Annotated in this window: 26 protein-coding genes; 24 read left to right on the forward strand and 2 right to left on the reverse strand. The window is 31.8% G+C overall.

From position 1 onward, the window contains the following. The first annotated feature begins 3 nt into the window (after positions 1-3). From ACZ446_RS03010 to rbsB, 21 genes are all read left to right on the forward strand, one after another. Positions 4-504, forward strand: coding sequence for a hypothetical protein (locus ACZ446_RS03010; protein ID WP_464393666.1), 501 nt, complete (start codon positions 4-6; stop codon positions 502-504). Continuing rightward, positions 504-1,694: an iron-containing alcohol dehydrogenase gene (locus ACZ446_RS03015; RefSeq protein ID WP_464393667.1), complete on the forward strand. Its 1,191-nt coding sequence runs from the start codon at positions 504-506 to the stop codon at positions 1,692-1,694. Before ACZ446_RS03010 ends, ACZ446_RS03015 begins: the two co-directional genes overlap by 1 nt. An 80-nt stretch (positions 1,695-1,774) precedes the next feature. Beyond that, on the forward strand, positions 1,775-2,908 hold the full coding sequence (locus tag ACZ446_RS03020; protein WP_464393668.1) for an AfsR/SARP family transcriptional regulator: 1,134 nt from the start codon (positions 1,775-1,777) through the stop codon (positions 2,906-2,908). 150 nt (positions 2,909-3,058) lie between these two features. Next, positions 3,059-3,541 carry a hypothetical protein gene (locus ACZ446_RS03025; RefSeq protein ID WP_464393669.1) on the forward strand — a complete coding sequence of 161 codons (483 nt, stop codon included), beginning with the start codon at positions 3,059-3,061 and terminating at the stop codon, positions 3,539-3,541. A gap of 137 nt (positions 3,542-3,678) precedes the next feature. After that, positions 3,679-4,245: a hypothetical protein gene (locus ACZ446_RS03030; protein ID WP_464393670.1), complete on the forward strand. Its 567-nt coding sequence runs from the start codon at positions 3,679-3,681 to the stop codon at positions 4,243-4,245. 132 nt (positions 4,246-4,377) lie between these two features. Further along, complete coding sequence (locus ACZ446_RS03035) at positions 4,378-4,944, forward strand: hypothetical protein (protein WP_464393671.1); 567 nt, start codon at positions 4,378-4,380, stop codon at positions 4,942-4,944. 13 nt (positions 4,945-4,957) lie between these two features. Next, positions 4,958-5,380, forward strand: a complete 423-nt coding sequence (locus ACZ446_RS03040; RefSeq protein ID WP_464393672.1) for a curli assembly protein CsgF — start codon at positions 4,958-4,960, stop codon at positions 5,378-5,380. Between the two features lie 27 nt (positions 5,381-5,407). After that, entirely contained in the window at positions 5,408-6,211 is an 804-nt protein-coding gene (locus ACZ446_RS03045; protein ID WP_464393673.1) for a CsgG/HfaB family protein, read from the forward strand. A 478-nt stretch (positions 6,212-6,689) separates the two neighbouring features. Beyond that, the gene (locus ACZ446_RS03050) at positions 6,690-7,490 is read left to right on the forward strand and encodes a hypothetical protein (RefSeq protein ID WP_464393674.1); all 801 of its coding nucleotides are present in this window, start codon (positions 6,690-6,692) and stop codon (positions 7,488-7,490) included. A 93-nt stretch (positions 7,491-7,583) separates the two neighbouring features. Beyond that, positions 7,584-8,408, forward strand: coding sequence for a hypothetical protein (locus ACZ446_RS03055; RefSeq protein WP_464393675.1), 825 nt, complete (start codon positions 7,584-7,586; stop codon positions 8,406-8,408). 87 nt (positions 8,409-8,495) lie between these two features. Further along, positions 8,496-9,305 carry a fimbrial biogenesis chaperone gene (locus ACZ446_RS03060; protein ID WP_464393676.1) on the forward strand — a complete coding sequence of 270 codons (810 nt, stop codon included), beginning with the start codon at positions 8,496-8,498 and terminating at the stop codon, positions 9,303-9,305. Between the two features lie 13 nt (positions 9,306-9,318). After that, the gene (locus tag ACZ446_RS03065; protein ID WP_464393677.1) at positions 9,319-12,372 is read left to right on the forward strand and encodes a hypothetical protein; all 3,054 of its coding nucleotides are present in this window, start codon (positions 9,319-9,321) and stop codon (positions 12,370-12,372) included. 178 nt (positions 12,373-12,550) lie between these two features. Further along, positions 12,551-13,756, forward strand: coding sequence for a CaiB/BaiF CoA transferase family protein (locus tag ACZ446_RS03070; RefSeq protein ID WP_464393678.1), 1,206 nt, complete (start codon positions 12,551-12,553; stop codon positions 13,754-13,756). A 40-nt stretch (positions 13,757-13,796) separates the two neighbouring features. Next, complete coding sequence (locus ACZ446_RS03075) at positions 13,797-14,153, forward strand: malonate transporter subunit MadL (RefSeq protein ID WP_464393679.1); 357 nt, start codon at positions 13,797-13,799, stop codon at positions 14,151-14,153. Positions 14,154-14,182: 29 nt separating this feature from the next. Beyond that, positions 14,183-14,953 (forward strand): malonate transporter subunit MadM, encoded by a 771-nt coding sequence (madM, locus tag ACZ446_RS03080; RefSeq protein ID WP_464393680.1) that lies wholly within the window; start codon positions 14,183-14,185, stop codon positions 14,951-14,953. Between the two features lie 297 nt (positions 14,954-15,250). Then, a complete protein-coding gene (locus ACZ446_RS03085) occupies positions 15,251-16,243 on the forward strand; it encodes a LacI family DNA-binding transcriptional regulator (RefSeq protein ID WP_464393681.1) in 993 nt (330 codons plus the stop codon). Positions 16,244-16,273: 30 nt separating this feature from the next. Then, complete coding sequence (rbsK, locus tag ACZ446_RS03090) at positions 16,274-17,191, forward strand: ribokinase (RefSeq protein ID WP_464393682.1); 918 nt, start codon at positions 16,274-16,276, stop codon at positions 17,189-17,191. 1 nt (position 17,192) lies between these two features. Next, positions 17,193-17,588, forward strand: coding sequence for a D-ribose pyranase (gene rbsD, locus ACZ446_RS03095; protein WP_464393683.1), 396 nt, complete (start codon positions 17,193-17,195; stop codon positions 17,586-17,588). Then, on the forward strand, positions 17,589-19,088 hold the full coding sequence (locus tag ACZ446_RS03100; protein WP_464393684.1) for a sugar ABC transporter ATP-binding protein: 1,500 nt from the start codon (positions 17,589-17,591) through the stop codon (positions 19,086-19,088). Between the two features lie 22 nt (positions 19,089-19,110). After that, complete coding sequence (locus ACZ446_RS03105; RefSeq protein ID WP_464394365.1) at positions 19,111-20,052, forward strand: ABC transporter permease subunit; 942 nt, start codon at positions 19,111-19,113, stop codon at positions 20,050-20,052. A 122-nt stretch (positions 20,053-20,174) separates the two neighbouring features. Next, positions 20,175-21,068: a ribose ABC transporter substrate-binding protein RbsB gene (rbsB, locus tag ACZ446_RS03110; RefSeq protein WP_464393685.1), complete on the forward strand. Its 894-nt coding sequence runs from the start codon at positions 20,175-20,177 to the stop codon at positions 21,066-21,068. 143 nt (positions 21,069-21,211) lie between these two features. Here the strand turns inward: rbsB and ACZ446_RS03115 are convergent, their stop codons facing one another. Both ACZ446_RS03115 and ACZ446_RS03120 read right to left on the reverse strand, forming a co-directional pair. After that, complete coding sequence (locus ACZ446_RS03115) at positions 21,212-22,051, reverse strand: bifunctional 5,10-methylenetetrahydrofolate dehydrogenase/5,10-methenyltetrahydrofolate cyclohydrolase (RefSeq protein ID WP_464393686.1); 840 nt, start codon at positions 22,049-22,051, stop codon at positions 21,212-21,214. Between the two features lie 57 nt (positions 22,052-22,108). Further along, positions 22,109-22,696 (reverse strand): cyclodeaminase/cyclohydrolase family protein, encoded by a 588-nt coding sequence (locus tag ACZ446_RS03120; protein WP_464393687.1) that lies wholly within the window; start codon positions 22,694-22,696, stop codon positions 22,109-22,111. Positions 22,697-22,960: 264 nt separating this feature from the next. On the opposite strand from ACZ446_RS03120, the gene ACZ446_RS03125 reads away from it, so the two are divergent. From ACZ446_RS03125 to ACZ446_RS03135, 3 genes are all read left to right on the forward strand, one after another. Continuing rightward, positions 22,961-23,572, forward strand: coding sequence for a hypothetical protein (locus tag ACZ446_RS03125; RefSeq protein ID WP_464393688.1), 612 nt, complete (start codon positions 22,961-22,963; stop codon positions 23,570-23,572). A gap of 151 nt (positions 23,573-23,723) precedes the next feature. Next, positions 23,724-24,908, forward strand: coding sequence for a sensor histidine kinase (locus tag ACZ446_RS03130; protein ID WP_464394366.1), 1,185 nt, complete (start codon positions 23,724-23,726; stop codon positions 24,906-24,908). A 69-nt stretch (positions 24,909-24,977) separates the two neighbouring features. Continuing rightward, entirely contained in the window at positions 24,978-26,597 is a 1,620-nt protein-coding gene (locus ACZ446_RS03135; protein WP_464393689.1) for a response regulator transcription factor, read from the forward strand. Positions 26,598-26,823: the final 226 nt, after the last annotated feature.

Genomic DNA, 26,823 nt, shown 5'->3' on the forward strand with positions numbered 1-26,823 from the left:
AATTTGAAATCACTGCATCATTTAATTGATAAGTTAATTCTTTCACTTATAGGGCGCTCTTTTACAATTTTAACAGATACGGAGCCAATCATAGAAAAAGAATTAGCATATTTACCCGAAGAATTTACAGCAGCTTTTGCTGTCGAACAGAATGCACCTTCAATAATAGTAAAAAAGGCGCAGAATAAATTTAAATATTTCGGTTATCATCATCAACCAGAAAATATTGATTTGAGACTATATTTTAAGGATGAAGAATTTGCTTATGAGGTTTTAGGTGCAAAAGAGGGCATCAGACAGGCTTTTTGTGAGCATAAAATAATTTTAGAAGGCGATCTAGAATATGCTGTTTCTTTAATTTATATTTTTGAAGTAGTTGAAGCCTATATTATGTCAGACAAGTTTTCTGAGAAATTTTTAGATTATGATTTTAAAAGGAATATATCGCGTTTAGAATTAGTTTTTCGAGCATTATTTTTATACAGAGAAAAGGGTGAAATTTAATGTACAGCTCAGATTATTTTGAATTTTTTAGTCCTGTAAAAATTATTTCTGGAGAGCATGCTTTATCAACTTTGAATTATGAATTAGATCGCTTACATGTTAGTAACCCTTTGATTTTAACTAACCAAAGTTTAGATGAAATGAAGATATTAGATGTTTTACTATCGCATATAAAAAATAATCCAATTAAGCCACAGCAAATTATAAAAACAATTCCAAATCAAGCAACAATAGAAATTGTAACAAAAGCTGCTCAAAGATATAAAAAATTAAATTGTGATGGCATTATTGCTCTTGGTGGAGAAGCAATTATTGATACTGCTAAAGGTATTAATTTAATGATATCTGAACAGGTTGAAAATTTAAAGGAATTAGCTGGAATTGAAACTGCTCATGCAGATATGCAGCCTTTCATTGTTATTCCAACAACAAGTGGTACCGGATCAGAAGCTGCTCTAACTGCTGTAATTAGTGATCAGAAAGCTAAAAAGAATTTAGAATTCATTTCTAATAAATTAATACCTGATCTTGCCGTAATAGATCCTAAGATGACTTTTTCACTGCCGCCAAGACTTACCGCTTCTACAGGAATAGATGCTCTTGTCCATGCTGTAGAGGCTTATACGGGTCTGCAGACTAATCCTCTCAGTGATGCATATGCTTTTGCAGCTTTAAAATTAATAGGAAAAAATCTCAAAGAACTGGTTAGAGATGTAAATAATAAAAAACACAGAGTTGCAATGAACAATGCGGCTGTTATGGCCGGAATATCATTTTCCAATTCTCATGCTGGTGTTATTCATGCGGTTGGAGATGCCTGTGAAAAAATTGCTGGTGTATCACATGGTGATGCTCTATCTGTTTTGTTGCCTCACGGTATGTTTTATAACCTTAAATTTAATTACTGTAAAAATTCATATCAAGATATTTTGCTTGCTCTGGAAGGAAGAGATAAATTTATTGATACTGATCCGGAAGATCGAGCTTTAATTGCTGTTAAAGCAGTAGTTAGTATGTTAAACGAACTCAGAAGCTTAACAGGTATTCCAGTTACATTGGAAGAAATTGGTGTTAAAAGATCTCAATTTGAAAAGATTGTTGATAAAGCCATGCATAACAGTGCTATATTGAACTCTGCAGGTCAGGTTAATCGAAAAGATCTTAAAAGCATTTTGGAAGCAGCTTTTTAAAGTAATGGACATTTGCCATAACTGACAAATGCCCCTTTTTATAAATGTGTCTAATTGGTCAAATCTAGGGGGTGCTGTTCATGGAAGATGAAGCTATTAGTTTTTATGGTTTAGGCCCTTTTTATTTAGAATGTCAGGATAAAAGAGTTGATGGGAGAAACTGGATCTCAAAACGAGCACTCTATGTATTGATGTATCTATTACTAGAAAAAAATAGAAAAGTTAGTGCAGAAGAATTAGTTGATGTTTTTTGGAGTGAGTCTGACTTAGATGATGGTAAAAACAAACTTTACAACACTATTTATCTTTTAAGAAGATCTTTAAGTAGAGATGGAGTGCCTAAGGACATTGTTCAATCAGTAACTGGAGGTTATTCAATAAATGACAAATATGAGATTTGGACTGATTGGGGATATTTTGAAGATGAGATCAATAAGCTACTTAAGGGTGAAGATTTTTCAATAGAAAAATTAAAAGAGTTATATCAGCTTTACCGAGGGGATTTTTATTCAAACTTAAAATATGAAGACTGGACTGAGATACACAGAGAAAATCTTAGAGAAAATTACTTGAACCTAATAGAAATATTTACAGAAAGATTATATCAAAACCAAAATTATCGAGATGCAGTTAACTATCTTCATAAAGGCATTGAATTCGATCCTTATCGGGAAAATTTTTATCTACTATATATTAAAGCACTGGTTAAACTTGGGAGAATAGCTGAAGCAATAAACAGTTATAAAAAATGTGAGAGAATACTTAAAGAAGAACTTGATCTTTTACCAGGTCAGGAGCTAAATAATGTTTATCATCGAATTAAATTGAGTCGGGATCTAGCCAGAAAAGTTGAAGACCATCTTGTTAATGAAATAAATGTTAAGTCTGGGGCAATGTATTGTGATTTTAGTATTTTTGAAAAAATTTATGAACTTGAACTACGTCATGTTAAACGTTTAAAAACTTCGTTTATTCTTTTGAATTTAAATTTTGAAGATTTTGAAAATGAGTTTATAATTGAAGAAGCTGCTGATTATTTTGCAAAACAACTAAGAGCAGGGGATGTAATATCTATTTGTAATAATAAAATTTTTATACTTCTTTATGGAATGAAATTCAGCAGTAGTGGAATAATTTTGGAAAGATTTAATAATTTTTGTGAAAAATTTGGTCTTGATAAAAAACCATCAATAGATATTAAGGAAATAAAATAATAATAATATTTTTGTAAAAACCACCTTTTAAGGTGGTTTTTTTAATTTTCGAGATTTTTTAGATATCTATTATAAATATTTGTTAGCTGAAATTGTTATTATTAACTTGGGAAAAAGGATTACTCATCTGGAATAAAGGAGGTTTCGAGTATGCGAAAAAATAAATCATTGATACTTATATACCTATGTATATTAACTATAAGTTCATTATTGTTTTTTAATCAAAATATTTATGCAGAAAATATTAAGCAATTTGAAGAATATAATTTAGAGCTTAATTTAAAAACTGATTATGAATATAGATTATTAGAATACAGTTTTATAACTGAAGATAATAGTTCAACTTTTAATAAGCATACTGCAAACTTTGTCTATATCAATCAACAGGGAAACTGGAATGATAGCAGTGTTTCACAGATTGGAATATTTGGTTCTATTGTTGAGATTATTCAGATTGGTAATAAAAATAAAGCAGATATAAAACAGCATGCAAACAATACTACAGCAGAAGTTTTTCAGTTTGGTGATAACCATGATCTGTCTGTAGAGCAGTGGGGTAGTCAGGGTAAAATATATGTTATTCAGTCAGGCAATAATTTAGAAAATAAAGAAGTGAAAATTATACAATTTTAATTCAGAATATTTCAACAATAATCTAAGAAATTAAAAACAATCACTTATTTTTTAGTTTTAATATTTATTAAAAATTAATTTTGATAAATTTTGTTTAATAGTGGTTAGTTTCATTCTTAAAAAAGGGGGTATCAAAAATGAGGAGACTTAATTTTGCTTTAGTTTTGGGCCTGGCTATTTTAATGGCTGCAGCAATGTCATCTATGGTTGGCGCATTTTCTTTCTTCTGTTGTGATTTAGGTGATGATGCAGAAATCGTACAAATTGGTGTAGCAAACGATGCTTATATCTATCAAGCAGGTGTTAAAAAGATGAATGTTCCAGTTCCTGGTCATGGACCTTTTGATCCATGTCTCCCATGGGGCTGTGCAACAGGTGGCAACCGTGCTGAGATCTTCCAAATGGGTTATATGAACGAATCTCGTATATCCCAGACTGGTGCTTTAAACGATGCTTCTGTTAATGTTTTTGGAGTATTAAACCATGTAAATATTACCCAAAATGGTGCACTCTTAGGAGCATATGTTGGCACAGGTGGATACAGAAACAGAGTAACTATTGCTCAAAGTGGAGTTTTAAATCTAGCGCTGGTAGGACAGGTTGGTGGCGATAACCGTGCAACAATAACTCAAACTGCGGTTAGAGATACTGCAAATATTATGCAGATGGGTCACTTCAACAATGCTACAATTCTTCAAAACTAATAAAATACAGTAAATAATTATTATCATGGTTAATTTTTAAGTTTACCAAGTAAGCAGTCTAAAGTAACTGAATAATTTCTTTAGACTGCTTTTTTTAAAAACAAAATAATTGTTTGACCGTGGGGTGATTAAATGATATTAAAATTGATATCCAGTTTTATCATAGTGGGATTAGCATTTATTTTTATATTTTCAATAACTATATCTGCTCAGGAGGTAGAAGAAGATGTTCTGCTTAATGAAAGAATCGAGTTAATCCAGGCATCACAAAAAATTACAGAAGAAAAGCAAAAAAGTTCTGCTTTAAGAAGTGGAATAAGTTTATATGTAACTAATTTTCATACTGACGAGACAGAATATAAGTTAGGTGGAAAATTTGAGCAGCCTTTATTTTATAATAAAAATACTCAGGAACCTAATGATATTACTTTATCTTATGTAATTGAGGGTATCTATCTTGAAGATGAAGCAGAATCTATTGCTGGATTTCTATCTCTTAAAGCTACACTTAATAATCGAATGTTTTCCCCCTATATTGGTGTTGGTGCAGAATTTATGGGGGTAGCAAATTATCAGGGTTTTGTTGGGCTAAATATAATTGACAGCAATTTCTTTGTCGAAACAAAATTTATTAATGATTATGATGAATGGGATAGCGGTGATTTTTATTCCGTTGCTGGTTTTAAAATTGATATATAGGAGGTGAGATTAAATGTTGAGAAAAGTGATTAAATATTTGTTGATTCTAGTATTAATATTTTGCTTTTCTAATATTGCTCTAGCTGCTTCTACTACAAGCTATAGTTTTAGGGTATTAAATAGTCCTGACCAGCGTCAGGTTGCTTTTAATATCGCTAGTAAACAGCATGAAATGAGTCTGGAAGAAGATAAGATTGCTCAATTTAAATCTCTGATTGAAGGCAGAATTATGAGCATTATCTCATCAGATATTGTAGAAAAAATGATTGCTGAAGAAGGTTTTGGTGGTGGAGCTGAATATGACACTGATAGTCTTGATATATTTGTAGAAGAAGTTAACGGAAAGGTTATAGTGACAATTATCAATAAAGAGACAGGAGAAAAAGATGAATTAGTTTATAATCCTGATGACTGGCCAGATTTGTCAGGGCTATAATTAATGTTTTGGTGAGGAGGGGGTTCTATGGAAGAAATGATTGCTGTCTTATTAGTTGTTTCTTTGTTTTTTGGTGGAACAGCGGGATTGGAAACAGGTATAAATGAAGAAAAAATAATTGAGAGCGAAGTTGTTGAAAATCCTCAACAGTTAATAGAAGATGTCAGGTTGAATGCAGACCAGATTATCAGTACTAAAGAAAATGTTACAACAGCAACACAACTTTTAGCATCTCTTCCGGATAAAGAAAATAAGCATAAAATAGCTATTTATGACATTGCAGATAAAACCGGTCAGTACAGTGAAATTGGTTCTAATATAGTATCTCAGGGAGCGACAGAGATGCTGATAACAGCACTTGTGAGATCAAGGCAGTTTGAAGTGCTGGATAGAGTTAATTTTAGTGCCTTTATGACAGAACAGTCTTTGGTAGAACAAAATCGGGTAATTTCCGGTCAGGGGCCTGCTATTGGAAGTTTATTAGGAGCAGATTATGTGATTGCAGGTGCAGTGACAGAATACCAAATTGATAAAAGAACAGGCGGTTTGGGTTTATTAGTCGGAGGAAAAGGTGGGATAAAGGAATATGCGGTAGCTAGTTGTGCTGTAGATATTAGAGTAACTGATACTACTGATGGAAAAGTTGCCTGGGCTAAAAGTTTAAAAAAGGAAATAATTGGTGAAAAGATTGGGATCGAGGTATTTTCTTTTATGGACAATAATATTGTAGAATTTGAAACAGGTCGTGGTAAACAGGAAGTAATTAATTTAGTAGTTAGAACCCTGCTGGAAGAAGCAGTTTATAAATTAAGTTTAAGTGAGAATTTATAGTGGGAAAAAACGATTTTATTTAATAAATGTTTTGTCTGCTCATGTGATCCTTCTTTTAATTAAGCTTTTTCCACTACAAATCAGGGGCTGAGGCCCAGTCCCTGATTTGAAAATTCAAGATAAAGTGGACATCAGGTTAAAAGTTATCAATTAGTTGCTTTGACTTTTATAATTCGATAAGTTAAGTAAAGATTTGGTAATTATTTATCCCGAAGCACAGTGCTTCGTTTAGCCCCGGCTATAAAGTCGGGGCTTTTGATTAATGTGGTTTTTTTAAAAGTTACAAGAATACTTAAAAGTATTAAATTTCTTTATCTGGCCCCTGTTTATATAATAGTTTTTATCTAGAATTTAATATATATTTTTTTAAAAAGTTTAAATATTTTATCTTTTAGAGATTTTTTAGAGATTTATTACATATTTATATTAGATTAAACTGCTATTATTAATTTAGAAATTAAAAGGAGGTGGGAAATATATGAAGAAAAAAGTAATTTTAATTATTTTTATTATAATTTTCCTGTCTCAGATTAGTGTTGAGGCAGCTGGAGTTTATCTAGGCAGTTTTACACCCAAAAGTTATGACAGCTTTAAATTTTCGATCCCAGTTCAAAACCTGGAGGGAGAAATCATCACTATCTTCACCTCAGATGATTACTTCAGATCAGATAACAAAAAAATCAGCAGCACAAATTTAAAGCTAGTAAATAGAGAATCATCATTTTCACTTTCCAGTAGAGATCTTAATATAGAAAAAGATAGATTGCTTTACAACCAAAACCTCAATTTAGAATTAAATTTAAAAGCAGAATATGAACCTGGTTTATACAAAAATATCATTTACCTGCAGGATGATATCAAAATAATAGAAATAGAGATAATTTTTGAGATCAAACCCTGGATGGAAATTTTAAATGGAACAGCTCAGAATGCCAAAATAGAGAACATTGAAAAAAGAACAATGGGACTCTTCAGTTCAGGTCAGCAGAAAATTTTAATCAGATCCAATACTGACTGGAAGCTGAAGGTAATGATTGCAGAAGAGAGCCAGGACAACCTCTCAATTAGAGTTGCTGCAAGTTCTGAGAGCAGATCTTTTGTAGACTACAAGAGTGAATTTATTAGCCTAAATGAAGTGGAAACAGTTATTGCTAATGGCTCAAACACAGCTAATTTAAGTTCGGGTCAGGTAGAAATTTTTTACCAGTTGAGAATAGAAGATTTTAGAAAAGTAAATGCTGGAGAAAAAGAATATCAGATAAGTTTTTCCCTTGAGTAATAAAACTTGATTACGTTATCAGCTCAGGCTGATACTTAATATAAAGCTTCAGTGTGGAAAAGAGTTTTCAATAAAAACAAGGAGGAAATTATTATGAAAAAAATGTTGGTATTAGCTTTAGCGTTGGTATTTATACTCTCAGGTGCAGTTATGGCACAGTATAGTGGAACTTTTGCTGATGATCCTTTTGATCCTGATTTAAGTCAAGAATTTGTTGACGGAGATTATGCAGGTTATGAAGATTTAGACTTTGACGGAATGGTATACTTTAATGAAGTAGACTCAGATAATCCTGGACTTTACACAAACTTAGAACAGTTAAATCGTTCAGGTTATTATGATGTTAATGGTACAACTGATAACAACAGACAAAAAGTAGAAATTAAATTAGCTGTAGAAGCCTATATCCCCTGCTTCTTAGAAATGAGATTAACAGGTAACCAGGGAACAACCTCTGCAATCAGTTATGGTCCTGAAGCACAGGGTTCAACAAATGCCAGTGGCTATCTAATGGTATTTGATAATGAATTAGGTGGCTATTTAGATGACGAATGGCAGTCTTTAGGATATGGAAGTAATGTAGCTATTAATCCTGGTGACGATGTATTTATCGGTTCCTGTGACATCTTTGCAGTAGAAGTTATCTCCAATGATGATTATAAATATGAAGTAAGCTCTCAGGCATTAACAGGAGTAGCTGGAGCAGCTGGAGAAACTCTACCAATGTATATGAGAACAGACCTTGGTGCTGGCTGGTTAGCAAATGACTTTATCTTTAATGCACCAAATACTTTCAGCCGTAATAGAGATGCTGGAGTTAAATTAGAAGCACTGCATAACTTTAAAGTTCCTTTCAGCATGAATACTGTTCATGGTGAATACAATGGTGAAGTAATATTTAGAGCAGCTACAATCTAATTTAAATTCAGAATTAAATACAGGTTTTCCACTACAAGGCAGGGGCTGAAAATTCAGCCCCTGAATAATTAGAAAGGAGTAATTTGTATGTTTAGCAAAGTTAATTTTTTAAATAAATCATGGTCGGTTCTTTTATTTCTAATTATTATCTTCTTATTTTCCTTATCAGCAGCTGCAACTATTAGAGTTGAACCTTCTCGAATTATTTTAAATGCTCTAGAAGGAGAACGCAGTACAGGGATGATTGAGGTAGTTAATAATACTGAAATTGAAGTAGAATTAACTACTCTTTTAAAAGATTGGAGTTTAGATGAAAGAGATTCGATAGTGATTTTTGACCCTGGTGAAACAGATTATACTCTTGATGGCTTAATTAAATTTAATCCGAGAGAATTTACTCTAGCTCCCGGGCAGAAACAGATCGTTAGATTTACAGTTACCAGTCCTGAAGGAACAACTCCACGAGAAAGAAGAGGTATAGTTTTTATAGAACATGAGACAGATTTAATAGATAATGCAACTGGTTCAAAAGTAAAAAGTCAGATTGGTACAACAATTTATTTTATTCCAGTTGGAGTTGAATACAACTTCAAATTTACTGGTTTAAGAGTTTATAATAGCCCTGAACCAATGCCTCAGGGAATTTCTTTAAGAATAAAAAATGAGGGAGAAGCTCATATGAGGTATTATCCAGCCTATAAAATAGTTGATCAGGATAATAAACTGGTAATGGAAGATAAATTTAATCAATTATTAATTCTTCCCAAAAATGAAAGGCAGTTTTCGTTTTACTTAAAAGATAGACTGGAACCAGGAGATTATAAATTTATGTTAGAATTCAGTTTTTATAATACAGATCGGATAGCTGAATATCAGATCCCAATCAAAATAGAGTAGGCTGGTGAAAAATATGAAAAACTTAATATTATTAATTACTCTATTTACTTTTTTAATTATAAATTCTGTTATTATACAGGCACAGGAACTAGTTGAAGACAATTTAGATGTTGAAACAAGTATTGTTTTATTAACTTTATTTGATATTAATAGAGAGCAGGCCTATGCCCAGGATGATTTTTTTGAAATATTTTATTTTAGTGAAGAAGATTATATACTTTTACCGGCAAATTTAATTGCACCATACCTTGAAGTGGAACTTAATTTTAATAGAGATTTATCCCTGCTTACTATCGAAAAAGAGCAGCGTGAAGTAAGAATTGATTTAACAACAAAGACATATTTAGAACATCCGGAATGGGATGATAGGCCTCCTGTGATTGCTGGAGGTGAGTTCTATCTGGCAAAGGAAGTTTTTGAATATTTAACAGATTATCAAATTAGCTGGAATAATTCTCTGCAGGAGGTTGTAGTGGAAGGAGAATTTTTTGAAGATGTTGAAATAGAAGATGGTCTGGAAGAAGAGGAAAAAGAAAAAATAATTTATCAGGAGTCTGAAAAAGACATTTTAGGTGATGAAATCAAACCTTTTCAGCTGAGTTCTGTCCATTATCGAGTTCAGTTGAATTTAGAAGATAGAGTCTTTGGTGATCTAAACAAAGAAATAAATGGAGATCTAAATTTTTATGGTAGAACTGGAAACTGGGCCTATTATTTAAATAATGATCTGAAATACGATATTGACAACAGTGAAGTCGATTATGAACTTGATAGAATTAAATTTAAGTACCAGGAAAATAATATGCTGATTATCGCAGGCGATCATGATTTCCGCCTTGAAGAAACTATGGGCAGTAATGAAATGCAGGGATTATACTTTTCTTTACCGGATAGATTAAGTTATAAATTGATTCCCTATACAAATGTAACTGTTGAAGTCAAGAAAGGGGATCAAATTTCACTTTATTTGAATGATAATTTGCTCAAAAGAAGAGACATGAAGTCTGATGGAGAATATACTTTCGAAAATATAGAATTAAGAGCCAGGTATTTAAATAAAATTGAAGTTTTTAATTTAAATTCGGAAGGAGAAGAGAAAAGACAATTAAGTTATCTTGTAGGTTCAAATGATATTTTGAATTCAGAGGTTAGAGAAACTGAAATTTTTGCTGGTCGCTATCGAGATGATGATTATTCTGGAGACGGCTGGGAAGGATATTTTGGTGCTTTAAGAGGTAATTACGCTCTAAACAGAAGACTTTCAGCACATATTGAAACCGCAATTTACAATGAATCATTAAATCCTGATACTGACCTGACAGAAGAGGTTGTATCCTCAATCACTGGTTTTTCTTTTAAAATTAATCCTCGGATTGTAATTAATCTTGACTGGTTAATTGCAGGTGAATTTGATAGTCTTGAAAGTGGTGCAGAGGCTGAAATTCTATATGGCTTATTAAATGGCTATATTCAGGGTGTTTATCTATATATACCACCGGAAACAGCTGACTACATGGAAAAAGATGAGGGAGAAGATAAATCTTTATCCTTTAAGTTAGACTTAGGAAATAATATAAGTATTAATCCTACAGTAGGCCAGCAAAAAACTCTGGAAGCTGATACTATTGATGAAAGTGATTATTATAATTTTAAAATAATCTATAATCCCAGCTGGAGAAACTATAATGCTCTTTCCCTTTATTATGAAGATAATACCTCTGAATATTCTTTTACTGATATAAATGATCAGATATATATTTTTTTAGGAGATAAAATAAGAAAAGGTATAGGTTTAGAAAATAATATCTATGGAAATACTTTTAGAGTTTCCAGTGATCTTGGTTACTATGATAATGAAATAACCATCAGTAACTTTTATAGTGAAAACTATCAGGATTATGAAGCTGAAGTAGGAATATATAAGCGTTTTGGTAATTATCTCTTACTATCTGCTAATTATGATGGTGAACAGCGCCGGGATAATCTGGGAACACGGTACTATGACCGTGAATATGATGGAGAAATTAGGCTGTCATTTGGCAGAAGAGCTTCTTTATCATTAGGAACCAAAAGAAATGAAGAAGAATCAGAAGATAGAATTGATGAGGAAAGTAATCTTCGCTTAAATTATTATTTCAACCGCGAATTCAGTTTAACAGTTGAGCTAAAAGACTATCATTCAGAGTTTTTAAGTGATTATCAGTCAGTTAGCTTATCTGGCAGCTACTATTATCCCGATAATCCTGGTTATATTAGATTATCAGGAGAATATATTGTTCCAGATGAAGGAGATCCAGGTGCCTCTTTTAGTGCAGCCTATGATATTATTAGGGATGACGAAAGTGAGATAAAAATAGAAGTTGGCAGAGATTATTCTGATTTTGTAAATGATGGGTATGAGAGCTATGCTACTGTTTCTTACTCACATGCATTTTCATTTATTGGAGATGAAACTATAAAATCAAGGTTTACAGATTTTGAGCCTCGCCCAATTGTTGCTGGTTATGCCTATCTTGATGAAAATTATAATGGGATTATGGATCCTGGGGAAAGAAAATTAGAAGATATTCCAATGAGACTGGGGAATATGCTTGCTGTTAGTGACAGCGATGGCTTTTTTATCTTTAAACCATATTTCAATGATACCTATTTTCTTAACTTCGACTACCGTAACCTGATAGCTGATTATACACCTGTTACTGAAGAAATACTAGTTAGAGTTAAAGATAACCAGAATGTTATGCAGAATTTTGGGGTAACAATTAATGGTACAATTAGTGGGAATGTTTTTATTGACAAAAATGCCAATGGTGTAAAAGATGAAGATGATGATTATCTGATGTGGGCAGGAATGGAAGTAGCTGGTCTTAATAAAAAAGATTATACAGATCAGACTGGAGAATATTATTTTCAGAATGTGCCTTTAGGATTTCACGAATTAACTCTTCTAAAAGAATCATTGCCTAAGGGAACCAGGCCGCTAAACGGATATACACAGGATATTTTTGTAACAGAGGATCAGCTTGATCACCATGGAATTGATATTCCAATAGTTTATGGAGATTAAGTTATCCCAGAGCAGCAATGCTCTGTTTAGCCCCGATTTTAAATCGGGGCTTATTGATGTGTTGACAAAATAATTTATTTATTATATAATTCGACTATGAGTCAAATTGACTGTGGGTCAAATTGGCTCTTTAACTAGAAATTTATAAATTTTATATTTTATAGGAGGAGATTTTTTAATGGGAGCGTTGGATGGAATTAAGGTTATAGATTTAAGTCATGTATTGGCAGCACCTTTTGCGACAATGATTATGGCGGATTTGGGTGCAGAGGTAATTAAGGTAGAGCCACCATTTGGTGATGACTCAAGACAGTTTGGTCCTTTTGTTGAAGATGAAGCCGGAGAACAGCAGAGTGGCTATTTTATTAGTATTAACCGTAACAAAAAAAGTATTGTTTTAAATTTGAAAGAAGAAAAAGGTAAAGAAATATTGAGAGATTTAATAATTGATGCAGATGTGGTTGTAGAAAATTATCGTCCAACCACAATGAAAAAATTAGGTTTTTCATATGAAGAAATGAAGAAAATAAAAGAAGATATCATATATTGTTCAATTTGTGGTTTTGGTCATGATGCTTTAGAAGAATATGCAAGTAAACCAGCTTATGATATGGTTGCACAGGCATATAGTGGGCTGATGAGTATAACCGGTCCTGAAGGTGGAGAACCATGCCGAGTTGGTAGTTCTATTGGTGATATTATGGCAGGACATCAGGCTGTTATTGGTATTTTAAGTGCCTTACGCCATCGTGATCGGACTGGTAAGGGGCAGCATGTTGATATGTCAATGGTAGATGGTTTAGTCTCTGTTTTAGAAAATGCTATTGCTCGCTATACAATGGACGGTGAGATTCCTGGTCCATTAGGTGGAGCTCACCCAACAATTGTTCCATTCCAATCATTTAAAACTAAAGATAGTTATATAGTAACTCCGATTGGAAATGATAGCTTATGGAAAAAGTTTTGTGATGCTTTAGAGATGCCGGAGTTAGCAGATGATGAAAGATTTAAAACAAATCCATTAAGAGCAGAAAACAAGGATGAGTTAATCCCAATTTTAGCTAAAAGAATAAAAGAAAAAAATACTGCTGACTGGGAAGAAATTTTTGAAGAATATGGTCTTCCTTACTCACCAGTTAATACTGTAGATAAAGTTGTTGAAGATGATAACTTAAGATATAGGGATATGATAGTGGATTTAGAACAGCCTGGTATCGGTAAAGTTCGAGTTGCTGGTTCTCCATTCCATTTATCTGAAACACCAGGAGAAATTAAAACTCATGCCCCTGCTAAAGGTGAGCATACAGATTCAGTGCTTAAAGAAAGTTTAGGTTTAACTGATGCTGAAATTAAAGAAATGAAAGATAAAGGTATTATTGGTTAAAGAATTATTAAATTAAGTAAAAGTTTTAAGGAGTGAGATGATGGAAATTATAGGTATGGGCTTTGTAGCATTTTTTATGCTGCTTGGCTCATTTTTAGGAAGAATTTTAGGCCAGTTTATCGGAACTGGTGGAGATGTTGGTGGAGTTGGTCTTGCAATGTTGTTTATGGTGTTAGCAGTAAATTATCTTGAAAGCAATGGAAGAATGTTTAAACCTAGAACTGAAAATGGTATTAAATTCTTAAGTGCTTTATATATTCCAATTATCGTTGCGATGGCTGCACGTTTAAATGTTGTTGGTGCTATAAATGGTGGTTTAGTTGCTATTTTAGCAGGTGGTGTAGCGACAATTGGTGCAATGTTTTTAGTACCCTTATTATCAAAATTAAAAAAATAATTTAATAAAGGAAACGGAAGTGATTTAAATTGTTAACAGATGCATTTAATTCTTTTGCTGGAGCAGATCATTTGATTATTTCAATAGCTCTAGTTGCATTAATAATGTTTATAACTAAGAAAATTTCTATTATGCTGGGCGAGGAGCGAATAGCTTCGGCTCTTGCAATTATTGCAGGTTTAGTCTTAGCATTCATTGGTGGTAAAGTAACTGGTGGAAGTAGTGGACTTGCAGATATATCAATCTTTAGTGGTGCTGGTATTGGTTTATTAGGTGGTAGTATGCTGAGGGATTACACAATTATCTCTACTGCATATGGTGTTAAACTTAAAAACCTTAAAAAAGCCGGCCCAGTTGGAGTAATTTCTTTGTTAGTAGGAGTTGTCTTTTCTTTTATAGTTGGTAGTGCAGTTGCTATGGCTTTAGGTTATACAGATCCAGCTGAAGTTACAACGATTGGTGCTGGAGCAGTAACCTTTATTGTGGGTCCAGTAACAGGTACAGCATTAGGTGTTAGTTCAGAGATTATTGCTATTTCTGTAGCTGCTGGATTGGTAAAATCTATTATGACAATGGTAATCACACCTTTCATAGCAGATCTTGTTGGTCTTGATAATCCAACCTCTGCCATGGTTTATGGAGGACTAATTGGAACAACAAGTGGAGTTGCAGGAGGTCTTGCAGCAACAGCACCAGAATTAGTTCCCTATGGAGCAATGACTGCAACTTTTTATACAGGTTTGGGAACTCTAATAGTACCATCTATTGGATTTATAATAATTAGATCAATTTTGCTATAATATAACTTAATATATTTATATAAATTTACTCCCCTCCCCCGGGGAGTTTTTTCTTTTTAAAGTTGTTTAAAATTATCAAAACAATTAAAGCTTTATGATAGAGTATTTTAAAGCAATATGTTTATAATTAGCTTTAATGAATTATAGAGACTGAATAAAGCAAAAGAGATAGTTGAATTATTTTTCAGAATATTTTATAATTATAATTGGAAACGTTACCGAAACCGTTAACGTAAAGTAATTTTCTAAGTAGTTTAATGAAATTGACAAATTATTAATTAAGAATTAGGTGATATTATGGGAGTTACAATAAAAGATATAGCAAAAGAAGCAAATGTATCTGTCACTACAGTATCCAGAGTTTTAAATAATAAACCTGATGTTGGTGACGATACAAGAGCAAAAATTTTAAAGATAATAGATGAAATGAATTATAATCCAAATAGTGTAGCTCGCGGACTTGTAATGCAGAAAACTCACACTATTGGATTAATTATTCCAGATATTAGTAACCCCTTTTTTCCACAAATAGTAAGAGCTGTTGAAGATAAAGCTCAAGAACTTGGCTATTCAGTAATTCTATTCAATACAGATAATCATTTAGAAAGAGAAAGAAAAGCAGTTGAATTATTTAAAAGCAAACAGCTAGATGGTTTAATTGTTTCTCTTTCTCTTGGGAATGAAAAAATACTAAAAGATTTAAAAGCTGCAAATTTTCCAGTGGTTCAGATAGATAGGTCAGTTTTGGATCATCTTTATCCATTAATCAGTATAGATAATAAAAAATCTGCCTATCAAATGGTTGAATACATGATAAAAAAAGGATATAAAAAGATTGCTCATATAACTGGTGATTTAAATACAACTACAGCTCGTGATAGATTGGCAGGATATAAAAAGGCGCTAAAAGATTATGAAATTAAAATAAATAAAGATTATATTGTTGAAGGTGAATATACACAGAATTCTGCCTATCAAGCTATGAAGTCTTTATTAAGTTTGGAAAACAGGCCTAAAGCTATTTTTGCAGCTAATGATTTAAGTGCAGCAGGAATATACAAAGCTCTTTTTGAAGCTGGTTTGAAAATTCCTGAAGACATAGCAGTCGCTGGACACGATGATATTAATTTAGCTTCGCTTTTGAAACCTGAACTAACAACAATGCGCCAGCCTAAATATGAGATGGGAGAACGCGCAGTAACTATTCTCTTGAAAATGATTAATAAGCAGGATTTTGAAATTAAAGACCAAATATTAACTACTAATTTAATTATTAGAGAGTCAGTTTAAGTAAAGAATTATAAAGGGCAGGTGAGTTAATTGTCAAAAATACTTGTTATTGGCAGTATGAATATGGATTTAGTTGTTGAAACAGAGAGATATCCTGAGCAAGGTGAAACCATTATTGGAGGGAAATTTCAACAAATTCCTGGTGGTAAAGGAGCAAATCAGGCTCTGGCAGCAGCTAAACTAGGAAATGATGTTGAATTTATTGGAGCCTGTGGAGATGATAGTTTTGCTCCTAAATTAAAATCTAGTTTAAAAAATGGTGGGGCTAAAATTGATAATGTCTTTACAATTGAAGGTATTAGTACAGGTGTTGCTGTGATTACTGTTGATAAAAATGGAAATAATAGAATTATAGTTTCTCCTGGAGCTAATTATGAGCTTCTTCCCCCAAAAATAGAAAAAATTAAAGATAAAATAGTTGAAGCTGAAATTATACTTCTACAGATGGAAATTCCACTCAATACTATCGAAAAAATTATAGAAATTGCTTCCAAAAATAAGACGAAAATTATCTTAGATCCAGCGCCAGCTCAAAAATTATCAGATCAAATTTTAGAAAAAATAGATTATTTACTGCCCAATGAAGGCGAATTAGATTTATTATTAAAAGACGTAAAAGAAAAAAGCCGATCTGAAAAAATTAGGCTTCTTTTGGAAAAAGGGGTTAAAAATATTGTAGTAACTGAAGGAGAAAAGGGAATTAACTATTACAATCAAGAAAAAGAAATCCATTTAGATACATTAAAAGTTAAAGCTGTTGATACTACAGCAGCAGGAGATGTATTTGCAGGGGCCTTTGCTGCAAGTTTAACTGCTGAAAATGACTTGGAGAAGGCGTTACAGTTTGCAGTTCAGGCTGCAGCCTATTCAGTAACTAAAGTAGGAGCACAGAGTTCTATTCCAGATAAGAAAGAGTTAACCGAATTCCTTGCAGAAAGGAGTAAATAAGATGAAAAAAAATGGAATTATTAATAGTGAATTAGTTAGAGTGATTGCTGAAATGGGTCATAAAGATAGTCTGACAATTGCAGATTGTGGTTTGCCGATTCCAGAGGAAGTTGAAAGAGTTGACTTATCATTAACTAAAGGCTATCCTAAATTTTTAGAGATATTAAAAGCTGTTCTGAATGACTTAGTTGTAGAAAAAGCAATTTTGGCTGCCGAAATTAAAGAAAAAAGCCCTAAATTAGAAGCAAAAATCAAAAAAATGCTTCCTGATATAGAAATTGAATATATTCCACATACTGAATTTAAAAAAGAAACAAATAACTCCAGAGCTGTAGTTCGTAGTGGAGAAATAATACCATATGCTAATATTATTTTGATTTCAGGAGTTGATTTTTAAATGACAAACGAAACTGTTTTGGAAATGAAAAATATCACCAAAACCTTTCCTGGAGTTAAGGCATTAGATAAAGTTAATTTTTCCCTTAAAAAAGGAGAAGTTCATGCTTTATTAGGTGAAAATGGAGCTGGGAAATCTACATTAATGAAAGTTTTGAATGGTATTCACCAGCGTGATGAAGGAGAAATAATTGTAAAAGGTGAGTCAGTTAAGTTTCAAAATACTAAGGAAGCTCAAAATGCTGGCTTAGCAATTATTCACCAGGAACTGGAGTTAATTCCTTATTTAAATGTAGCTGAAAATATATTTTTAGGCAGAGAAGATAGAAATGGTATTTTTATTAATTATCAAAAACTTTATCAAAAAACTGAAGAAGTTCTTGATTTGTTGGGTGTTGATATTGACCCCAGAGCTAAGATTAAAGATTTAAATATTGGCAGTCAGCAGATGGTAGAAATAGCAAAAGCTGTTTCTCAAGATGCTGATATACTGGTAATGGATGAGCCGACTTCTTCTTTAACCAACCAAGAAATAGAAATTTTGTTTGAACTTATAGAGAGATTAAAACAACAGGAGATAGCTATAGTTTATATTTCACACCGTTTAGAAGAAGTTTTTGAAATTTGTGATAGAGTTACTGTTTTGAGAGATGGTCAGTTTGTCGGAGAAGTTAAAACTTCAGAAACTGACGAAGATCAGCTAATAAATATGATGGTTGGAAGAACAATTGAAGATCGTTTTCCCAAAATGAGTTTTAATCCAACTGGGGAAATTTTAAAAGTTGAAAACTTAAGCGTACCAAAAGAAATTAATAATGCTTCTTTTTCTCTAAAGAAGGGAGAAATTCTTGGTATTGCAGGTTTAATGGGATCTGGAAGAACTGAGCTTGCAAAAGCTATATTTGGTGTTTTTAAGGATAAGAGTGGTGACATTTATTATAGAGGGGAAAAAATTAAGATCAATTCACCAGCTGATGCGATAAATAATGGAATATATTATTTGAGTGAAGATCGAAAAGAAGAGGGGCTTGTACTTGGCCTTTCAGTTGCCAATAATATAAGTATTTCAGTTTTAAAATCAATGTTAAAAGCAAATACTTTTATCGATGCAAATGCTGAGACTAATTTAGCGGAAAAATATATAGAGGATCTAAAGATTAAAACTCCTTCTGAAAAACAGCTTGTTAAAAATTTAAGTGGTGGGAATCAGCAAAAGGTTGTAATTTCAAAGCTGCTTTCTACTAAACCAGAGGTTGTAATTTTTGATGAACCTACTCGAGGTATAGATGTTGGAGCAAAGAGAGAAATATATAATCTTATGCAGGATTTAATCGATGAAGGGGTAGCAGTTATTTTGATATCTTCAGAACTACCTGAGGTTTTAAATTTAAGTAATAGAATTATAGTAATGCACGAAAAAGAGATCATGGGAGAGCTGGATGCCGCCACTGCAGATCAGGAAGCTGTAATGAAGCTGGCAACCGGAAGGAGGAATAATTAAAGTGAACAATCTTAATAACGGTATGCAGAAGAAAAACTTTTTAGAGATTTTAAATAAATTTAAGACAGGAATTGGATTATTAATTCTAGTAATTGTGCTTTCATTTATGAGTCCTTACTTTTTAACTATACCAAATATTTTAAATATTATTAGACAGGTTTCAATTATAGCAATTGTTTCCTTTGGGATGACAATGGTAATTTTGACAGGTGGTATTGATCTTTCAGTTGGTTCAATGCTTGCTTTTGCTGGTGCTATTTCAGCTGGAATGATGGTTAATTCAGGTTTTAATGTATTTTTAGCTATTTTAATTGGATTAGCAGCTGGTACAGCTTTAGGATTTTTTAACGGTTTGGCGGTTGCTAAAGCTAAGCTGCCGGCATTTATTGTTACTTTAGCTATGATGACTGTTGCTCGAGGATTTACTTTGATTTACACAGATGGACGTCCTATTTCAGGTTTTAATGAGACATTTAGATTTTTTGGTGCTGGTTATTTAGGTAGAATACCAATTCCGGTTGTTATTATGTTTATGTTTTTAATAGTAATTTACGTTTTACTGAAAAAAACACCTCTTGGACGTTATATTTATGCTATAGGTGGTAATGAAACTGCAACAAAACTTTCTGGAATTAATACAGATAAAATAAAAATATCGGTTTATGCATTAAATGGTTTTTTAGCTGCAGTTAGTGGTATAATATTAACCTCTAGATTAAATTCTGCTCAGCCGATGGCTGGAGAGGGATATGAGCTAGACGCAATTGCAGCTGTTGTTTTAGGAGGTACAAGTCTTTCCGGTGGAAGCGGTACAGTTATTGGTACTATTGTTGGTGCATTGATAATTGCCGTTTTAAATAATGGATTAAACTTGTTAAATGTATCTTCATTTTATCAGTTAGTTGCTAAAGGTGCTGTTATTCTGCTAGCTGTCTTTTTGGATCGTAAGAGCCAGCAGCAGTAATAATATAGATACAAATAAAATTTCTCAAACAGGAGGTGAGTTTTCACCAGCTTCTTTTGATGTGATTCAATGAATCTAACAAAAATTATTAAGTGAATTAAACTCAAGGAGGAATTAAAAAAATGAAAAAATTAACTATTATTTTAGCATTATCATTAATTATGATGGTTGGACTTACTGCAGGTGCTGCAGCTCAGGATTTAAGAATTGGTTTAGCTGTTTCAACTCTAAACAATCCATTCTTTGTTGACTTAAAAGATGGAGCAGAAGCAATGGCAGAAGAAATGGGAGTAGAAATTCTAGTTGTAGATGCTCAGGATGACGCGGCAGCTCAGCTAAGCAGTGTTGAAGATTTATTAATTAAACAAATTGATGTTTTAATTGTAAATCCGGTAGATGGAAATGCAGTTGTTTCTGCAATTACAGCAGCAAATGATGCAGGTGTACCTGTGATTACTGTAGACCGTGGTGCAGAAGGTGGAGATGTAGTGAGTCACATCGCTTCTGATAATGTTGCTGGTGGAGAAATGGCTGGAGATTATATTGCAGAGCAGTTAGGTGAAGAAGGAAAAGTTGTAGAATTGGAAGGTATTCCTGGAACTTCTGCTGCTAGAGACAGAGGTAAAGGTTTCAACCAGGCAATGGATAAATATGCTGGGATGGAAGTTATAGCTAGACAGCCTGCTGGATTTGATCGTGCAGAAGGTATGACAGTTATGGAAAATATCCTTCAGGGTAATCCAGAAATTGACGCTGTATTTGCTCACAATGATAATATGGCTTTAGGTGCAATGGAAGCTATTGCAGCAGCAGGTCGTTCTGATGAGATTATGATTGTCGGTTTTGATGCTATTGATGATGCAGTAGCAGCAGTAGAAGCCGGTGATTTAGCAGCAACTATTGCCCAAAAACCAGATCTGATGGGCGAAATGGCAGTAGAAACAGCAATTAAAGTTGCAAATGGTGAAGAAGTTGATGAATATACACCAGTGCCTTTAGAGTTGATCACTGAATAAATATTATATAATTAGAAAATATAAAATGTATTGCAGCTGCCTGATAAAGTTCAATGGACATGAGTAAATAGATTATCAGGCATAAATTAAGGCCCTTCTCAAAATTTTAGAAGGGCCTTTTAAATATTAATCAGTTCTTAAAACTATTTTATTCCATGCAGATTCTTAAATGATTTAACAATATTCCTCATTAAAACTTGATTGGTAACAGTACCAACTCCACCTGGAACAGGAGTAAGGGCCTTTACCTTTTTAGCTGCTGAATCAAAATCAACATCGCCTAATAATTTACCATCAACAAAATTAGTGCCGACATCAATAACTACTGAATTTTCATCCAGCATCTTAGCTTTTATCATCTCAGCTCTTCCAACTGCTGCTACAACTATATCGGCATTCTTTAATTCCCACTCCAAATCTCTAGTTCGAGAGTGACACATAGTTACAGTGGCATGTTTTTGCTGTAATAGAATTGAAACTGGTTTACCAACGATATTGCTTCTGCCAACAACAACTGCTCTCTGCCCTTTGATTGGGATATCATAATAATCTAAGATCTCCATGCAGGCTTCAGCCGTAGCGGGGTTTAATGTTTCAAGACCAACAAAAAGTTTGCCTAAAGAAGCAGAGGTTATGCCCTCAACATCTTTTTGAGGATTGATCATTTCCAGGCTATCTTTTAATTCATCTGGAAGGGGCTGCTGCACCATAATTGAAGTTATATTATCAGCTTCATTTACTTCTTTCAAGCGAGCTTTAAATTTTTCAGGCTGATCAATAAATTGCTGAAATTCAAACTCTATCCCTATTGCTTTACAATTTTTTTCTATTCGAGAAGCATAGGCTTTGCTTGCAGCATCTTCTCCATACTGGAGAACAATAAGGTGAGGTGCCTCACCAGTTTTTCTTTTAAGATCCTTAACTTCTTTAATTAAAGTTTCTTTAATTTCAGCCGCCAACTTTCTGCCGCTTAATTCTTTCATTTTGTCACTTCCTTTGATTAAAATAATAATATTCCAAGTTTGGGTGCTAAAATATAATTAATTTGCGAGTTCAATAATCTCTTCTTTAAGTCTTGAACTTTCATTTTTCAGTTTCAGATAATCCTTTTTGACATTTTCTATATATTCTTTATTATCAAGGCTTTTGAGGTTGATTTTAACATTAGCAATTGCGCTACTAACTGCTGCATCTCCTATGTAAGCTGCTACTTCAAAATCACTGGCCAGCATTCTATTTCCAATTTCACTAATTTCAAGGCTAAGGCGCATTAATCTAACTGCCTTTTTAGTCATATCCATTGAAAATTCTACAGCATCCTGACAGACTGCTTTAACTTTGTTTTTGTCTCCAGCTTTATAGCTGTCCAGTATATCTGAGAGAATTTTGCTGTCCTGATCAATCATTAATAACATTTCTTTTTTTAATTCTTCGCTTTCAGCCAAAATCTCTTTGGCTTCTGCTTCAACTTCCTTATATTTTTCTTTACCGATTGTAAGATTGGCAATAAAACTGATAACAGCTGCATTTAAGGCACCACTTAAAGCAGCTGCACTTCCCCCACCTGGAATAGAGTTATTTGAGCTTAGATCATCTAAAAACTCTTCAATAGATTTTTGAGCATACATACTAAAACCCCTTTCTAAATTAATTTGCATAAATTGAAATATTCAATTATCCTTAAGGTATGTTAATTATAATAAATCAATCAAAAATAAACAAGCTAAAATTTGTTTTGTGCAAAAATTTAAAAAATTGTATGAGAAAATTAATATTTCTAACTTAAATTTCTATTTTTCTAATTCAAAGAAAAATAAAAGCTGTGAATAAGAGAATATAAAGAGATAAATTAAATTTTTAGAGGGAGTGTTAGCATGGGGATATTAAGTCAGATGAAAGAAAAATTTATAAGTGCAATTTTATACTATTATATAGATTTTGTTTATAAAACAAGCAAAATAGAAAAAAATGGGAACCTTAAATATTTGGAATCTGAATATCCAGATAAATTTGTTTTATTTATTTGGCATGGGGATAGCTTTTGTTATTATCCTTTTTTAAAACAAAAAAGATTGAATGTTGTTACTACAAAAAATAGAAGAGGGGGAGTGATTTCAAGGATTAGTCATTATTTTGGTTATGATGTTTTACGACTGCCAGATTTTACGACAAATGGAAATTACATTTTTCAACTAAAAAATCAAATTAATAAAATCAATAATGCTAATTTAGTTCTCTCGATTGATGGCCCAGAGGGGCCAGAACATGAAATAAAAGATTTTGCTTTGATTATGGCTCTTTTTTCAAAAAGAAAAATTCTTCCTTTAACTATCGATGTGAAAAACAGTATAAAACTAAGAAGTAGGTGGGATAATCTAAAAATTCCACTTCCTTTTAATAAAATTATTATTAATGTTAATGATTTTTTTATAGTTGAAAAGCAAGATCGAAAAGAAAATTTTATTTCTTTGAAAGAAAAGATAAAGAAGATAATGGAGAGTTAATAATTTATTATATTATTTTAACTCACAAAAAAGGATATTTCAGAATTATCTTGAAAATAGTTGGTGGGAGATAAGTTAAATGATAATTTAAAATTAATGTGGGAGGTGATTCAATATTAATACTAATTATAGTTTAAGTGAGCTTATTAATATTGAGGCTTTACAGGGTATACAGGATAAATTTGCTGATGCTACAGGTTTAGCAGCTGTAATTGTTAACAGAGAAGGAATACCTGTTACTAAGCCAAGTAATTTCACATCATTTTGTAGTACAGTTAGATTATGTGATAAAGGATTTCAAAAATGTAAATTGTCAGATTCAGAGGGAGGAATAACTGCTAAAGAAAGAGGCAAACCTGACCCATATGTTTGTGAACATGGGCTTATAGATGTAGCTGCTCCTATTATTTTGGAAAACAGTTTCATAGGTACTATTTTATGTGGGCAAATAATTTCTGAAGAAGAAGGAAGAGAAAAGACACTGAAGCGGGTTAAAGAAAGAGTTAAAGATTATGATATTGATTTTGAAATTTTAAAGGAGAAGTTTGATGATGTTGAAGTTTTACCTCGCGAAAGAATAATAGCTGCAGCAGAATTTCTTTCTTTATCAGCAAATTATATCGCTAAAATGGGGTTAGCAAATATTTATCAACAGGAATTGATAGAAGAATCGAGAAATCGAAGGGAATTAGAAAAACATTTACGAACTAAACAGCTAAAAATATTACAATCACAGGTAAATCCTCATTTTTTATTTAATGTACTAAATTCAATTGCACGTTTAGCTTTAATAGAAGATGCTCAGGAAACTGAAATTGTAACATATGCTTTGTCTGATCTGCTGAGATATAGTTTGAGGAACATTGAAGAAATAGTAAGTTTAGAAGAGGAATTAAATTGTGTTAAAGATTATATTGTAATTCAGAAAAAACGTTACCGTGATCAATTTAAATTTAAAATTAATATAGAAAAGCATTTACATGAGATAAACATTCCTTTGTTATCTATTCAACCTTTAATAGAAAATGCAATAATTCATGGATTTAAAGAAAAAGATTCGGGTACTATCAAAATTGAAGCAGAAGAAACAGAAAAAAAGGTTGTTATTATTGTAGAGGATGATGGTGTTGGGATGAGTCCAAATATTTTAAATAATATCTTAAGTTATGAAGAAAAAAATAGAGAAAAAATAACTACTCATATTACTGGCATAGGAATAGACAATGTTCACGAAAGATTAAAATATTATTTTGGTGATGAATATGGTCTTGAAATTAATAGCAGTCTAGGTCAGGGAACAAAGGTGAAAATGAATCTACCTAAAAATTATAATTAATAATTATTTTTAAATTAAAATCTTTATTTATTGAAATCTATTAACCAATCCAAAAATGGGAGGGTTGTAATGTACAAAATAATGATCGTTGATGATGAATATCTTGAAAGAAAGGCTCTTTCAATTATTTTAAAAAAAAGATGTACTATTAAGGAAGAAATAAAGATAGTTGGAACTGCCTCTAATGGAGAAGAAGCTGTTGAAATTGCTCAAAAAAATAAAATTGATATTATTTTTATTGATATAAAAATGCCAAAAAAAGATGGGCTGCAGGCTATAAAGGAAATAAAAAATATTTTACCCGAGTCAAGATTTGTAATAATGACAGCTTATGATGAGTTTGAGTATGTCCAGGAAGCATTAAAATTAAATATAGAGGAATATCTTTTGAAACCTGTAAAACCAGCAAAAGTAAATTCTGTGATAAAAAAGATAAATAAAAAAATAGAAAAAAGAAGAGAAGAAGAGAAAGTTAAAGAAAAAATGAAAGAAAAATTAGATATGGTTCTTCCTTATATAAAAATGTCTTTTGTATTTGATCTTATTTTCTTAGACATTGAAACTATTGAAGAAATCAAAGATAGAACTAGTTTTTTTAATATAAAAGATCTTCCTTCAGCAGTAATGATTGCTGATATAGATAAATTTGCAAGAAGAACTGTTAATCAAGATGAAATAGAAAAGCAGTTGTTAAAAAAGAAAGTTTTTAATATAATAAAAAACTTTGCAGTCGATTATCCTTCTTTGATGATTGTGCCAATGTCAAGTGATAAGATTATAATATTATATTTTGGTGATGAGAAATATAAAAATAAACACATTAAAAATTGGCTGCGGCAAATTGCGGAGAAAATGGTAGACAATATAAAAGAAAAGACAGATTTTACTATTACAATTGGTATAGGCAGTTATTATAATGATCCAAAGGTAGTTGATCGTTCTTATTACGAAGCCCTGGGAGCAATTAGAAATTCGTTTCTCTTAAAAGAAAAGTCTGTAATTCATTGGGAGGATGTAAAAAATAATGATTATGAAGATCTTGCCTATCCCTATGATATTGAGCTAAAATTATTAGAAAAACTAAAATCCAATAAGTTAAGTCAGTTATCAAATTTAATTGATACACTTTTTGCTAATTGGAAGATAAATGATAATTTTAATTCAATGATTGTTAAGTCTAGATTATTAGAGTTGATGGGAGTCTTATCTCGAGCAGCGGTTGAAGCAGGTGCCAAATATAAAAATGTTTCACCATTAAATTATAAATATATTAAGGATCTTTTTGATATAAATACTGTAATTGATTTAAAAGAATGGTTATATTCATTATGTATTAACCTTTCTGAAAAAATTGATGACGTAGATGAAGAGTTCAAAGAAAAAATAATTTATGAAGGAGTTAAATATATAAACTCTAATTATACAAATGATATCACTTTAAATCAAGCAGCAGAAGCCTCAAATTTAAGTACACATTATTTTAGTAGAATATTTAAAAAAGAAATGGGTTGTACATTTAAAGAATATATTACAGAATTAAGAATGGAAGCAGCAAAAAGGAAACTAAATAAAGAAAACGAAAATATTTCTAATATAGCAAAAGAAATTGGATATAATAATCCTGGCTATTTTAGCAGAGTCTTTAAAGAGTATGAGGGTGTATCACCCTCAACTTATAGAGGTTCATAAAATATAATATATTAAAGATGGTATTAATTGAATAAATTGATGCCATCTTTTTTTATGTAATTATACTTTTTTGTCATAAAACTTAAATAATGTGTTATATTTTAATTTCGGAAAAATATTTCAATTATCTAAAAAAACAAAATATTAATAAAATAACAAAAAGTTATGATAACAGCACAATTTATTGTAAAGGTAATCACAAAGTTTTTGTTAATTATAAGTATTA

The sequence above is a fragment of the Halanaerobium sehlinense genome (assembly GCF_055379485.1).

What these genes read in the sequence shown, in the direction of transcription:
- ACZ446_RS03015 (WP_464393667.1), top strand. Translation starts at nt 504, where the DNA reads ATGTACAGCTCAGATTATTTTGAATTTTTTAGTCCTGTAAAAATTATT.
- ACZ446_RS03020 (WP_464393668.1), top strand. Translation starts at nt 1,775, where the DNA reads ATGGAAGATGAAGCTATTAGTTTTTATGGTTTAGGCCCTTTTTATTTA.
- ACZ446_RS03025 (WP_464393669.1), top strand. Translation starts at nt 3,059, where the DNA reads ATGCGAAAAAATAAATCATTGATACTTATATACCTATGTATATTAACT.
- ACZ446_RS03030 (WP_464393670.1), top strand. Translation starts at nt 3,679, where the DNA reads ATGAGGAGACTTAATTTTGCTTTAGTTTTGGGCCTGGCTATTTTAATG.
- ACZ446_RS03035 (WP_464393671.1), top strand. Translation starts at nt 4,378, where the DNA reads ATGATATTAAAATTGATATCCAGTTTTATCATAGTGGGATTAGCATTT.
- ACZ446_RS03040 (WP_464393672.1), top strand. Translation starts at nt 4,958, where the DNA reads ATGTTGAGAAAAGTGATTAAATATTTGTTGATTCTAGTATTAATATTT.
- ACZ446_RS03045 (WP_464393673.1), top strand. Translation starts at nt 5,408, where the DNA reads ATGGAAGAAATGATTGCTGTCTTATTAGTTGTTTCTTTGTTTTTTGGT.
- ACZ446_RS03050 (WP_464393674.1), top strand. Translation starts at nt 6,690, where the DNA reads ATGAAGAAAAAAGTAATTTTAATTATTTTTATTATAATTTTCCTGTCT.
- ACZ446_RS03055 (WP_464393675.1), top strand. Translation starts at nt 7,584, where the DNA reads ATGAAAAAAATGTTGGTATTAGCTTTAGCGTTGGTATTTATACTCTCA.
- ACZ446_RS03060 (WP_464393676.1), top strand. Translation starts at nt 8,496, where the DNA reads ATGTTTAGCAAAGTTAATTTTTTAAATAAATCATGGTCGGTTCTTTTA.
- ACZ446_RS03065 (WP_464393677.1), top strand. Translation starts at nt 9,319, where the DNA reads ATGAAAAACTTAATATTATTAATTACTCTATTTACTTTTTTAATTATA.
- ACZ446_RS03070 (WP_464393678.1), top strand. Translation starts at nt 12,551, where the DNA reads ATGGGAGCGTTGGATGGAATTAAGGTTATAGATTTAAGTCATGTATTG.
- ACZ446_RS03075 (WP_464393679.1), top strand. Translation starts at nt 13,797, where the DNA reads ATGGAAATTATAGGTATGGGCTTTGTAGCATTTTTTATGCTGCTTGGC.
- ACZ446_RS03085 (WP_464393681.1), top strand. Translation starts at nt 15,251, where the DNA reads ATGGGAGTTACAATAAAAGATATAGCAAAAGAAGCAAATGTATCTGTC.
- rbsD (WP_464393683.1), top strand. Translation starts at nt 17,193, where the DNA reads ATGAAAAAAAATGGAATTATTAATAGTGAATTAGTTAGAGTGATTGCT.
- ACZ446_RS03100 (WP_464393684.1), top strand. Translation starts at nt 17,589, where the DNA reads ATGACAAACGAAACTGTTTTGGAAATGAAAAATATCACCAAAACCTTT.
- ACZ446_RS03105 (WP_464394365.1), top strand. Translation starts at nt 19,111, where the DNA reads ATGCAGAAGAAAAACTTTTTAGAGATTTTAAATAAATTTAAGACAGGA.
- rbsB (WP_464393685.1), top strand. Translation starts at nt 20,175, where the DNA reads ATGAAAAAATTAACTATTATTTTAGCATTATCATTAATTATGATGGTT.
- ACZ446_RS03115 (WP_464393686.1), bottom strand. Translation starts at nt 22,051, where the DNA reads ATGAAAGAATTAAGCGGCAGAAAGTTGGCGGCTGAAATTAAAGAAACT.
- ACZ446_RS03120 (WP_464393687.1), bottom strand. Translation starts at nt 22,696, where the DNA reads ATGTATGCTCAAAAATCTATTGAAGAGTTTTTAGATGATCTAAGCTCA.
- ACZ446_RS03125 (WP_464393688.1), top strand. Translation starts at nt 22,961, where the DNA reads ATGAAAGAAAAATTTATAAGTGCAATTTTATACTATTATATAGATTTT.
- ACZ446_RS03135 (WP_464393689.1), top strand. Translation starts at nt 24,978, where the DNA reads ATGTACAAAATAATGATCGTTGATGATGAATATCTTGAAAGAAAGGCT.